Source organism: Chryseobacterium camelliae (assembly GCF_030818575.1).
Taxonomy (GTDB): domain Bacteria; phylum Bacteroidota; class Bacteroidia; order Flavobacteriales; family Weeksellaceae; genus Chryseobacterium; species Chryseobacterium camelliae_A.
In genome coordinates, this window is the sequence record NZ_JAUTAL010000001.1 from 3,027,605 (window position 1) to 3,040,163 (window position 12,559).

Genomic DNA, 12,559 nt, shown 5'->3' on the forward strand with positions numbered 1-12,559 from the left:
ACAGATTTACAATCAATTATTCGCGCCAAAAGAGTTAGCAAAGATACAAAATATTTTCACAACACACAAACAAAGTGCTTTAATATAAATAAGTTAAAGTCTGGACTCCATCCGGTTAAATTATTTTGACACAATAAAAAAACCACCCTTGCGGGTGGCTTTTGCATATCAATCATGAATAGTGAGTGGCACTATTTTATTTTACCAGTACCTTATATGATTTTACAGCCGATTGGGTTTCTATCTTGATGATGTAAATCCCCGCAGGCAAAGTATTGGTTATTTCCACATTACCTTTAAACTGTCCGGTTTTAATCAGTTGTCCCTGGGCAGAGAACAGACTGTAAATTCCCTCTTGCTGTGATCGTATGGTCAGGCTTTCACCGGATCTTACCGGGTTAGGGTAAATTTTTATATCATCTGCTGCTGTCCTGATGCCGGTGTCTGATGCTTTGGATGTTTTCTGTGCATTTTTAGCCTGTACAGCATACGGAGACAATGGAGAATCAGGCGCACCTCTTTCTACGAGATCTGTATCTACTACCGCCTGGATACCATCTTTATCCTGGTCACTGATCCTGGAAATGAATCCGCCGCCAAGATCATCGAGGTCGCTCTTACCGATTGCATACAGATCATAATCTGAACCATTGGAAGTAAGATCCAGGAAGTCCAGCTTATCGTCGCCATCAGTATTTTGAACCGGATATTTCATCACACCTGAATCCGGATATGTTTCCAGGACATCGGCAATACCGTTTTGACCCACTGCTACATTAGCATCCACAACACCATTATGGTCCGCATCAATCTGGTTGATAACCGAAACAGGAATGCCGGCTTCAAAAAGGTCAAGGATACCGTCATTATCCGAATCCAGATCGCGGTAGTTAGGAACTGAATCTCCGAGGACAGGAGTGAGCAGTAAGTCTCCTTCAGCATCGTCATCTTCGTATTTACCATTGGCATTGGCATCTTCTACTGAATCCGGAATGCCGTCATTATCCGAATCGAGGTCGCAGGCATCTACAATTCCGTCCCCGTCAGTATCAAGGACAGGAGATTTGTCAGTTACCGCAGTGCATCCTTCGGCGCAATCGGGAATACCGTTCCCGTTATTATCGATGCTGTCATCTCCGTTAGGGCACTGATCGAAGCAGTTCGGTACGCCATCATTATCATCATCCTTGCTGGCGAAAGCATTGTAGATATTGTAACTCTGAGGGATGCGCAAAGCGCTTCCGCTGTTAAAGGTAATCTTCATCCTGTTAAAAGGCTTGGTCGATTTACCCCCTACATAGAATTTGTTGGAATTAAGCGTGAATAAGTTACCGCTGAAAAGGCTTCCCGCACCGGTAAAGGTATCCGTTACGGTATTGTCTTTATAGAATGTCACCGTAATATTATCCAGAACACTGATTCCGATAAGGTTGGCTGCCTTTTCCAGAGTGAATCCGGCATAGGTATTGGCAGGCAAGGTAGTATTGACCCCTACGGTAGCATATGCTGAGAAAATACTGAACAGAGATGCTGCCGGCACTGTTGCGGTGGCATAATTGGAAGGGTCATTGTCTACAATCGCTCCGAGATTGGTTAGCTTCGCAACAATGATTCCTAAAAAGCCAGGTCCGGATGTCCAGTTGTTTCCGGTCACAATATTTCCTGCAATCGCAGAACCGCTTGTCTGAACCTTGTCATCACAGTCACATGCCACAGGCTCTTCAAATGCATAATATACTTTGAGCGAACCAAGGTTGATACCGGCTGTCTGGGTTACTTTTAAACGCACTTCATTGAAAGGCTTAGTTGTAGTAACCGTTACTTTTTGTTTTCCTGATCCAAAACCAAGAACCTTGATATTGATCAGCCCTCCTCCGTCTAATAAGGTTTTTGAATCCTGAAGCTGTCCGTATAAATAGGTTTCAATGGTAATATTTTTTAGAAACTCAGCACTGATAAGCTTACCTTCGTCATCGGGAGAGATCACAAATCCGGCCCTGTTTCCAGCAGGATACACCTGGTTTTTATCCAGCACTCCAACGGAGTAGGATCCTAAAATACCGGCAGGAAGCACAATGGAACCATAAGAGTTCTTGTCACCGTCACCGATCCTTTCCCTGTTCTGAACATAAGAAAGCGGAGCGATGAAACTGCTGCTGGCAGAAATATTACCGTCTACACCGCTTCCGGCAATGATATCATCACAGATCCCATTGTTATCCACAGGTACTTTGGCCGGATCGAAAGCGAAGGCATAATATACATTAAGCGCACTGAACAGCGAGAGCACATTCGTCTGGTACAGTCTTACCTCATTGAACTCTTTTGTCGTCTTAAAATGCAGGAACACCCGGTTTTTACTTCCGCCGAAAGCAGGCACCGAAAGCAGGGTACCACTTGTAGTGCTCTCCTGAAGGACTCCGTTTTTATAGGTACTGATCCTTATGGAACTCAAAAGATCCAATGTAATAAAACTGGTTCCGAGATCCACATTAAAGCCCGTAATGTATCCTGCCGGGTACACACTGTTGTTGTTCTTAACAGAGATCCCATTTCCGCTTACCACGGATATAAAGTTCCCTAAATTCACATTGTTATTAAGGTCCGCGTCAACTACCGCATTCATGCTCCCGTTGTAGCATGCAAGGCAAATCCCCGAATTGTTAACAGGTTTTGCCTCTACTCCCAATCCGCGGATGGGCTCATACCCCTGCTGTGAAAATGCTGTTGCCGAAAGTACGAATGCCATAACGACTACAGCAATCCTCTCAAATAATTTTTTTGTCATTGTTTTGTATTTTTGTTTAAAATTGTGTTCTTTGTTAAAGGGTCTGCCAGGCGAAAGTATTGGCCCCGGTCTGTTTGCAGCCTACAAAACTGCCTGTGTTCCCTGACAGCTCGTAAATAATGGTCCCGGCATTTGAAGCATTACATGCAGGTCTCGTACTCGCCTTAATAAGAATTGCTTTGCTTACTTCAAGGTCCGCAAAATTATTTTCATTGGGAACCATATTCACCCCTACATCGGTAATAGCAGTACCTGCCGCACCCTGCCCGGAAAAGACATGCGCTGTATTTCCATACACAGACTGGCTTGCAGATGCCTGTGCAGAAAACCCGAATGCCAGTGCATAACTGCCGCTGGCTGATGCATTGGCACCAAAAGCCATCGTATTTGTGCCAGCCGTATTTCCGCTCCCCACAATAATTCCGCCGTCATTGGTATTACCGTTCCCAACAGTAATGCCTGCTACATCAAAAGTATCACTCCCATTTCCATTTCCGAATACCAGGGTATTGGCTCCGATTCCATAATTGTTATTTCCGATTAATTTAGCACCGCTGCCTGCTTTATTCTTCATACCAATGGTTATACCCGGAAAATTGGCCCCCTGGGCATACACCGTATTTTCTCTTCCTAAAGCAATATTGGAGGAGGCGGTATTCCCCAGCGTATTATTGGAGCCCCAGGTAAAAGAAGCATATGGCCCGGAAGCATTCATATTTCCGCCTTGGAAATTCCCATTGGAATCCAGAATTCCTTTTACATTTTTTTTAGTCGCCAGGATGAGCTTCTGATCATCTGCCGTTCCCAGGTAATTCCCGGATGTAATATCCGTTCCCAGTGCAGATGTGGTGGCTGAAGTTCCTATATTTCCCATAGTATGCCAGTCCGCTCCTAACTGCGACCATTTGGAACCGTCAAAATAGTAATAACCTGCGGATAAGACACTGGCAGTCTGTCCATCTGGATTGCCGTCTGCCGAAGTTACGTATACAAGAGCTCCTGTCTGTGACCCGGTATAGGTCTTCTGCCTCAGCTGGTAACCGGAAAGTCTCGGGGCAATAACCCCGTCTAATTTTGTCGTTACAGATGGAAAGCCTACCACATCAAGGGTAGCCTGAGGATCCGAAGTATTGATACCCACTTGTGCGCATGCCCAGATACTCATAGACAATGCTGCGATTGTAAATAATTTGTTTTTCATTTTCTAATGATATTTGTTGTTTTTATATATTGGCTCAATGTCACGCAGCAAGCATGCTCTTCCTTTTATGGAAAAACAATATTTAATACAGTATATGGTGGTAGAAATAAAGGTGGTGCTAATCCGAAGCAGAAGGTATACTGGTCCGGAATTTTATATATAGAACACTATATTATCAGTCAACCGGTAATAAAGAAGGTTTTTTAGGCTGAAATAACAAACCTATTACAGTATTATAACTTCCTATTGCAATTGACAGAAAGGGATTAACAAAAATTCTTGAGTAAAGTCCTGTAAAACAGATAGCCATAGACTTCAAACAGACCTTTTCATGCAATAAAGATCCGGAATGATCCATATTACTGCGTAATGATGGTTGTAATACAGTTCTGCTACCATTAAGGTACAGATCATTAATGAAGGTTTTTAGATATCCTGATTCTGAGGGAGAATCTTGTTTTTTCCAAAACTGCGTGTATAGAGTTCCAGACAGTATGGAAGGAAAAAATGATGCAACGGGCTGTTGGAACAGCAGCCCTGGTTTCGTGCTCATGTTTCCTATAACTGATACCGTCAATCTCCTTATTGAGCAGACGGCAATAGGGCTATAGGAAAGAAAATAAATTCTTTTCAATTTGTGTGTTTTTGTACATACAAATATAGTAACTTTTTAATAAAAAAAATATTTATACAAAATTTTTTCAATAAAAATTTCAATCAAAGAAATAATAATCAATAAAACACAAAATAAATTGCCAAATATTTAAATATAAACAAATATGTTGTTTTTTTGTTAATTCATATTGGATTATGGTTGTTGTTTGAAAAGCAAATTAAATCATATCACTGCTATAATGAATGATATAGCTTTATCCACCAGCAACTTATATCATACCTGGGATTTTGATTTGGTTGTATTTGTGGGTTTATCTTTGGCAGTTAAAGTTCTTGTCGTTATAATAGAAACGTACATCATCTGAAAAAGTATTCCAGTCTGAGATATGATGACGGAACGAATCCCGGAAGGATTTGTCAACGGAATTCTTTCCTGAAGCCTGAATAAGTACAGGACCATTTTCTCTGAGGTTCTCGCCAGATCTGTCTGAAGGCATTACCAGTGCAATATGCCCCGGCTTATGCCTGTCCGGATTCTGAGCACAGGCTACAACCATATACCCCTGATCCGCCAACCTTTGAGCCTCGTACAGAACATTGGTATCAATACGGTGCCAACCGTAATTTTTTGCCTGTTTTGAATTCAGCCAGCTGAACTGAGCATTGGCCAACAGTTCCTGCCGGTGTTCAGGAGGTCTGAGGATGTAAATTCCCATCCGTTCGCAAGCTGCTGCTACAAATGCGCTGCAATGCGTTCTGATTCCTGAAACAGCATCAGGATCATCCGGCTCGCCTGTCTGCCAGTCGATGTGCTGCCCAGACTGCCATTTATGGAGGACATCCATACCCAGGTAGAATGATTTCAGCTGTTCGCCGCAGTTTGTTACCTGAAGGCTGTCCTGTCCGTAAAACAGACTGACAATAAAAAACATCACAAACAGTAATTTATGTCTCATTGAAGATAGTCATTTATATCTGTAGGATTAAATATCCTTACATAAGTTAAAATGGTTTTTTATACATTAACAACCCATGCAGATAGAAGAGGCAAAAAAGGCTGCCTCATAAGAGACAGCCTTGGTAGTACAATATTTATTATATCACTGTTTTGCCCAGAACGACCATTCTCTTCCGTTGAAAACAGCAAGCTGATTGGCATTGGATCCTGTCCCGTTAGAAGTACCGGTTACGTACACCATCATTCCTGCGCTCGGATTGACAATGTCAGCCACCGAACTTACCCTTGGCAAAACCATAGCCTTATTGGTATCCGCTAAAAACCAGCACACCTCTTGTGGCGTCCGAAGCCGGAACCCCTCCGATAATAACCTTGGCTGAAATATTTTCAGCATTGGAATCAGGAATACTGGACGATACCGGTGTCTGAGCACCTCTCGAAAGATCTTCCCAAACTGTTGATCCTGAAACAATTCTCCTGTACATCACTTTTTGTACTGAAGTATCAAAAATCAGTGTACCCAGTGCAGGAGCCGGTGTAGGGGAAGTTCCCACTACAGCAGCAGCAGAAGTTACCCAAGGCAGCACAAGTCCTTTGGCGCCTCCGGTGGCATTTCCCAGTTCCAGGGATACGGAACTGTTAGAAGGGGCAGCCGAATTATCGGTTTTACCGATTGTAATCTGGCTCCAGCCCTTCACTGAACCCAGAATCATCATGAATGCTATAAATTTTTTCATTTTCATAAATCTTTAAATATTAAAACTGGTCACAAGTCTGTTGTGTATAACATGCCCAAACAGTACCATCATAAATTTTCAGGCAGTTGGCAGTTGTATCATAGACCATCATGCCTTTTACAGCAGTAAGCTGACTGATCTGAGTAGTAGTTAACCTGTTTATAACAAATCCGTTAGTTTTGGCATCCAAGACCATAAGAGCTCCCGTGATCTTCATCGGCCAGCCACCGCTGTTAGCGCCTCCTCTCTGAAGTGCTGTTATTCCATACGAAGTTGACAAACCTCCTGTCCCGGGCGATGTAGCAGGACGGAAGCATCTGCAGTCCAGATCTTTCTGGGAAGCATTCTGGGAAGTACCTACACCCTGCCCAATGGTATTGAAGCCAACATCAGCAGCTCCCTGAACGTTTGATAAACCGATCCCTGAATTGGTATTGTTTGCCGCATTGTTAACCACCTGTGGAATACCGTTTGCCGCAGATGCGGTACTGATGATCTGATCCGGCGTGCCTACAGTTACCCCGTCATACCTTACCCTGATCTGTCCGGGATATGTGGATGACGTCATTGGATAAATCATAGTATAGGATACATTTTCTGCACCTTCAAGGGCATCCGGACAGCTATCACCGTCGGAATCCGTATCCAGGTGATTCGGGATACCATCTCCATCTGTATCAAGTTCCAGCGGAAGCTGGGAACAGAAATCGGTATATCGTACACTTTGTTCATTTACCGCGCTTCCCGTAGATGCGGTATATCCGAAATACACTTTACTGGCTCCGCCAAAATAGCTGGTTATAGGATTAGAAGACGGGAAAGTATAAGCTCCTGCTAAAACACCACCCACCGTATACGATAGCTTCTTAGTGGGAAAATCCCAGGTAATCACAACAGATCTCCACGTATTATCTTCAACGTTTCCAAGATCTACTGCGGTCGTCAGTAAATTAGCGCCACTCTGGCTGGCAGAAGCCCAGATCTGGCCGTGGTCATTAGGAATATCGCCTACGCCGGTTCCGTTATCATAAGTATCTACCTCCAATACAATGCCATTCTGGATTCCCAGAGCACCCAATCCGCCACCTGAAGCTCCAACAGCATTAACGCCTGCTGGTGAATTATGGAATACCGTTGCAATTCCGTCTGCTCCGGCATCACTGCTTCCGAAATTGGCCTCGTAGCTCAACGTAAAGCTCTTGGTGAAGTCTACCTTTCCGTAAGACCACATTTGTCCTGCCTCGTTAGTCAGTGCTTCGGTCAGCCTAACCTGTTTTGAATTGACCTGTGTAGCATTGCCGTTGAGTTTGAAAATGGTGCTCACTGAAGAGTTGGCATCAAATCCTTTTTCAGTACAATCATCGATACCGTCATTATCGTCATCCAGATCAAGAGAATTGGCAATCCCATCCCCATCCGAATCACATTCAATAGGAGTAAAGACAATATTATCAATCCCTACATCATTCCCATTATTTCCGTTAGCCTGCAGATTAACGATTTCAAGTTTAACAGTAGATGTAGTAGGTGTAAACGAAAGCATGAGCCTTCTCCATACATCATCATTAACCATCCCCAGATTGCCTGAGTTAGCGCTGGCAAGAGTGTTGTTGTTGGTATCCTTGATACTCAACTGTAAATTAGGAACGTCACTGCAGCTATTGCATAATCCTGCCATATCGAGCCTAAACCGGTATTCTTGTCCGGGTACAACACTTACACTGCCGATACGGTAAATAGCCTGATTAACTGTTCCGGGGGAATCGATATTGATCATCAAATATCTGCCATCTGTGGACCCGGCGGTAATTGTATTATATCCGGCATCCTTGTCTCCGGTAAGGTCGGTCCGGGTATACATTTCAGTTTGGGCAAGTGACCGGGTAACTGTATAGGAACCGTCAGGAGGAGTAATAGCCTGATAAGAATGTCCTACGACATTGGCATCTGTAGTTGTTGCATTTCCAGTTCCAAAATCATTTTTGTAAATAGGGGCTCCTTCTGCCTTAGCCGTGCACGGAGTGGACTGTGCAAAAGCAATGTGCCCCATCAATACCATTAAAAGTATTGCTGTATTTTTCATTTGTGTAAAAACGTATTTAATTATCATAAGGTAATAGATCGTGTGTGTCTTTCTCTTTAAGAAAAAGCCATAATAAAAACTTTAGAAATTGTTTCTGTTAAAGTAAGGCGACGGGCGGTGGCCTCACAGAGTACACACTGGAATAACAAAAATCCAGGGGATTATTGTTGTAATAATGGTATTCCCGGGGATAAAGATAATCCAGCGGAATCCTGGCCAGGTTATTATAATCCTGGAAAATTATTTTTGAAAAGTCGTTGGAGTCTCGGGTAGGAACTGTATAATCCCGGTTAAAATAAGAAGAAGAAAGAAATTCGTGTGGGGAAGGAAAGGAATGAATACCGTAAAGATCAAAAGATTTTTTACGCTTTTCAAAATTGGAGACCTGTTGCTTTATTTTTTGTAAGCTTTCCTGGTCTTTGTTCCGGACATAAATCTTTGACTGTAGTTTTTTAACCTTCTTACGGAACGATGTATTCTTTGCGTTGAACACGACACCCTTCTTACCCGCATTCAGTTTATAATCCACATTCCCCTGCGAAATAAGCTGCCTGTTTAAATTAGGATCAGCAGAATATATCTTGGCATCCTCATGAAGACTTATAACAGGAGTTGTCCCAACCCCTTCCTGTGAATATAAAGGTCCAAAAAAGAGAAGCAGAATAACCACAGCAAATCCCTTCAATCCGGGTGGAAAGGCGGTATTGGGAACACGGACAGGGAACGTTTGTATTCTTTTTTTCAACAACAGGGAACTTATTGCAAATTTACTTATAAATTCCGAATATTTAACATTAAATCATTATTAATTTAAGTATATTTTCAAATTAACAATAATAAAACCTTTTTTTAATGCAAAAAAAAGCTGTCCTTAATTCAGGACAGCTCTATGATGTATAAAGTAAACTAATTACTTCAATTCTACTTCAGCACCAGCTTCTTCAAGTTGCTTCTTAAGCGCTTCAGCTTCGTCTTTAGAGATACCAGTTTTGATTGGAGCAGGAGCACCATCTACGATATCTTTAGCTTCTTTAAGACCAGCACCAGTTAAATCTTTTACCAATTTAACGATAGCTAATTTAGAAGCACCTGCAGACTTAAGAATTACGTCGAATTCAGTCTTTTCTTCAGCAGCTTCACCAGCACCAGGACCAGCCATTACTACTGCAGCAGCAGCAGGCTCGATTCCGTACTCATCTTTAAGGATAGCAGCTAATTCGTTTACGTCTTTTACAGTTAGGTTTACTAGCGTTTCAGCTAAATTTTTTAAATCTGACATTGTTGTAATGTTTGTTGTTGATTATTTATTTAATTTTTTGAGTGTAATTATTCAGCAGCCGGAGTTTCTCCTTCTGCAGCAGCTTCCGGAGCTTCGGTAGCTGGGGTTTCTTCCTGAGCAGGAGCCGCTTCTTCAGCTTTGGCTTCTACGGTTTCAGGTTTGTTTTGAAGAGCAGAAACCACTCTCTGGATTGGAGACTGAAGTAATCCGATGATTTCACCGATCATTTCTTCTCTGGATTTGATGTTAGCCAACATATCCAGGTTATTGTCACCTACATAGAATGTTTCTTGAACAAATGCAGACTTAAGCGCCGGCTTTTCTTCTTTCTTTCTGAACCCTTGGATTAATTTCGCAGGAGCATTGGCAGTTTCAGCAATCATTAATGCTGAGTTACCTTTGAAAGACTGGAACATTTCAGAGTAATCTACTCCTTCCATTTGTTCCATTGCTTTTTGTAAAAGCGTATTTTTAACAACTTTCACTTTGATATTTTGCTTGAAAGCCTGTCTTCTGAAGTCAGAAGATTTAGCAGCGTTCAAACCTTCCAAATCTGCTACATAAACTACTTTAGCATCCTGAAGCAAATCTTTGATCTCTTGTATTGCTACAACTTTTTGGTCTTTTGTCATTGTCTTAAGGATTTATAATTAGTTAACAGATTTAGTATCAATTGCAATACCCGGGCTCATGGTAGAAGACAAATAAATGCTCTTCACATAAGTTCCTTTAGCGGCAGTAGGCTTCATTTTGATCAGTGTAGAGATCAGTTCCTGAGCATTTTCCTTGATTTTGGCAGCATCGAAAGATACTTTACCAATACCAGCGTGGATAATACCGTACTTGTCTACTTTGAAATCAATTTTACCTGCTTTCACTTCAGTAACCGCTTTACCGATTTCCATGGTAACAGTACCGGATTTAGGGTTTGGCATCAGACCTCTTGGTCCTAATACTCTACCTAATGGTCCTAATTTACCCATTACAGCCGGCATAGTAACGATAACGTCAACATCTGTCCAGCCTTCTTTTATTTTCTGTAAGTACTCGTCTAAACCTACATAATCAGCACCTGCTTCTTTCGCTTCAGCTTCTTTATCCGGAGTTACCAATGCCAATACTTTAACATCTTTACCGGTACCATGAGGAAGGGATACTACTCCTCTTACCATCTGGTTAGCTTTTCTTGGGTCTACCCCAAGTCTTACAGCGATATCTACAGAAGCATCAAATTTAGTTGTGTTTACTTCTTTTACAAGAGCAGAACCTTCTTCTAGGTTATAGATTCTTCCTTTTTCTACTTTGCTTAAAGCTTCCTTTTGCTTTTTAGTCAATTTTGCCATTTCTCTAAGTTTTAAGCGTTAGTTGGTTTAGTTCCTGTTACTCTTAATCCCATAGATCGGGCAGTACCTGCAACCATAGAAAGAGCAGAATCCATTGTGAAGCAGTTAAGGTCAGCCATTTTATCTTCGGCGATTTTCTTTACCTGATCCCAAGTTACAGAACCTACTTTGTTTCTGTTTGGTTCACCGGAACCTCCTTTGATCTTAGCCGCATCCATTAACTGAATTGCTGCAGGCGGGGTTTTAATTACGAATTCAAAAGATTTGTCCTCGTATACTGTAATTACTACAGGTAAAACCTGACCTGGCTTGTCCTGGGTTCTTCCGTTAAATTGCTTACAAAACTCCATGATGTTCACACCTGCAGAACCCAATGCTGGACCTACTGGTGGAGAAGGGTTAGCTGCGCCACCTTTCACCTGAAGCTTTACCATTTTAAAGACTTTTTTAGCCATTGTTTGTTTTTTAAATTTGAATAATGAATGAGTTTGGAAGCATTATTATTCAGTAGGTTATCCATTCTCACATTAGATAAGCCTACTTTTCGGATTGCAAAAGTATAAAATATTTTTTAATTAGCAAATTAATCGACTGATTTTTAGAAAGATTATAAAATAAAAGGTCAATCTCACGATTCAATAATGTAGGTTGAGGATTGTCTTGATGAGCACCAGTCTACAACAGGAGGCCGATAAAAATCATAAAAAAGGCCGTTTTCACAAGTTGTGAGACGGCCACCCTATAAAGTTTGATTAAATTTTATCTTTCTATAAGATTATTATTCTTTTTATTCATCTCCATTAATTGTTCCTTTTTTACTTTATCCATTATTCTTCCAGGATAAGGATTGTTCCTAAATTCTTCACGTTTCTGAATATATTGTTCTCTCGTAACAGGAATTCCTTTTTGAAGAGGAATAATCTCAACCTGCTTTTTCTCAATTTCCACCGCCTGAAAAGTATCCAATCCCTTCTTATCCCTAAGCTCTAAGATTAGCCCTGGCAAACCTTTAAATCTATAAGGTCCTTCTGAAATTGGAATATCCTTCGTATACCAAGCAGTATACAATCTTTTGTTAAATATTGTAGTTGCTTTATAGCATTTATATCCTAAAATATTCTTTACTTCATTAAAATCTACATTCCATTTTAAAAATGCAGATTCAAAAGTATAGAAATCCCTGTACAAATTATTTGTAACATAAATTTGAGTACCATTCCTATATACAGAATATCCAATCGTATATTTTGGTAAATTTTCAATTTTAATTTCAGCGGATACCTTTGAACTTCTGGCTGTATTAACAATATTTTCAAGAGCCCTGCGTCTTTTCATAAAACCTTCACTATAGTAGATTGAAGAATTCGTATTTAAATCTAAGATCATAGTTTCAATTGCTCTATGACTTTGATCTGAATCAATAGTATCACGAACAAAAGTATATGTATACTTCACCTCCATTTCAGATAAATTTTTACTTCCACCATTTTGCCCAAAAAGAAAAGTATTAATAAAGACAGCAGATAAAAAAAATAAAATAGACTTCACAAATCAA

The 12,559-nt window shown here is 41.1% G+C and carries 12 protein-coding genes; all 12 read right to left on the reverse strand.

All coding sequences use genetic code 11. The features are described from left to right. Window positions 1-196 precede the first annotated feature (196 nt). Complete coding sequence (locus QE404_RS13825; RefSeq protein ID WP_307451398.1) at window positions 197-2,788, reverse strand: T9SS type A sorting domain-containing protein; 2,592 nt, start codon at window positions 2,786-2,788, stop codon at window positions 197-199. Between the two features lie 34 nt (window positions 2,789-2,822). Beyond that, entirely contained in the window at window positions 2,823-3,989 is a 1,167-nt protein-coding gene (locus QE404_RS13830) for a hypothetical protein (RefSeq protein ID WP_307451400.1), read from the reverse strand. Between the two features lie 926 nt (window positions 3,990-4,915). Further along, the gene (locus QE404_RS13835; RefSeq protein ID WP_307451401.1) at window positions 4,916-5,560 is read right to left on the reverse strand and encodes a hypothetical protein; all 645 of its coding nucleotides are present in this window, start codon (window positions 5,558-5,560) and stop codon (window positions 4,916-4,918) included. A gap of 144 nt (window positions 5,561-5,704) precedes the next feature. Beyond that, window positions 5,705-5,860 (reverse strand): hypothetical protein, encoded by a 156-nt coding sequence (locus QE404_RS13840; protein WP_307453946.1) that lies wholly within the window; start codon window positions 5,858-5,860, stop codon window positions 5,705-5,707. A gap of 4 nt (window positions 5,861-5,864) precedes the next feature. Next, the gene (locus QE404_RS13845) at window positions 5,865-6,299 is read right to left on the reverse strand and encodes a hypothetical protein (protein ID WP_307453948.1); all 435 of its coding nucleotides are present in this window, start codon (window positions 6,297-6,299) and stop codon (window positions 5,865-5,867) included. Window positions 6,300-6,318: 19 nt separating this feature from the next. After that, window positions 6,319-8,382, reverse strand: a complete 2,064-nt coding sequence (locus QE404_RS13850; protein WP_307451405.1) for an L-type lectin-domain containing protein — start codon at window positions 8,380-8,382, stop codon at window positions 6,319-6,321. Between the two features lie 97 nt (window positions 8,383-8,479). Then, window positions 8,480-9,127, reverse strand: coding sequence for a hypothetical protein (locus QE404_RS13855; protein ID WP_307451407.1), 648 nt, complete (start codon window positions 9,125-9,127; stop codon window positions 8,480-8,482). A 165-nt stretch (window positions 9,128-9,292) separates the two neighbouring features. Then, window positions 9,293-9,661: a 50S ribosomal protein L7/L12 gene (gene rplL / locus QE404_RS13860; RefSeq protein WP_027380919.1), complete on the reverse strand. Its 369-nt coding sequence runs from the start codon at window positions 9,659-9,661 to the stop codon at window positions 9,293-9,295. 47 nt (window positions 9,662-9,708) lie between these two features. Then, window positions 9,709-10,293: a 50S ribosomal protein L10 gene (gene rplJ / locus QE404_RS13865; protein ID WP_307451409.1), complete on the reverse strand. Its 585-nt coding sequence runs from the start codon at window positions 10,291-10,293 to the stop codon at window positions 9,709-9,711. Between the two features lie 18 nt (window positions 10,294-10,311). After that, a complete protein-coding gene (rplA, locus tag QE404_RS13870; RefSeq protein ID WP_034702035.1) occupies window positions 10,312-11,004 on the reverse strand; it encodes a 50S ribosomal protein L1 in 693 nt (230 codons plus the stop codon). Between the two features lie 11 nt (window positions 11,005-11,015). Continuing rightward, on the reverse strand, window positions 11,016-11,459 hold the full coding sequence (rplK, locus tag QE404_RS13875; protein WP_050022254.1) for a 50S ribosomal protein L11: 444 nt from the start codon (window positions 11,457-11,459) through the stop codon (window positions 11,016-11,018). Between the two features lie 304 nt (window positions 11,460-11,763). After that, window positions 11,764-12,552: a GLPGLI family protein gene (locus QE404_RS13880; RefSeq protein ID WP_307451414.1), complete on the reverse strand. Its 789-nt coding sequence runs from the start codon at window positions 12,550-12,552 to the stop codon at window positions 11,764-11,766. Between the last annotated feature and the right edge of the window lie 7 nt (window positions 12,553-12,559).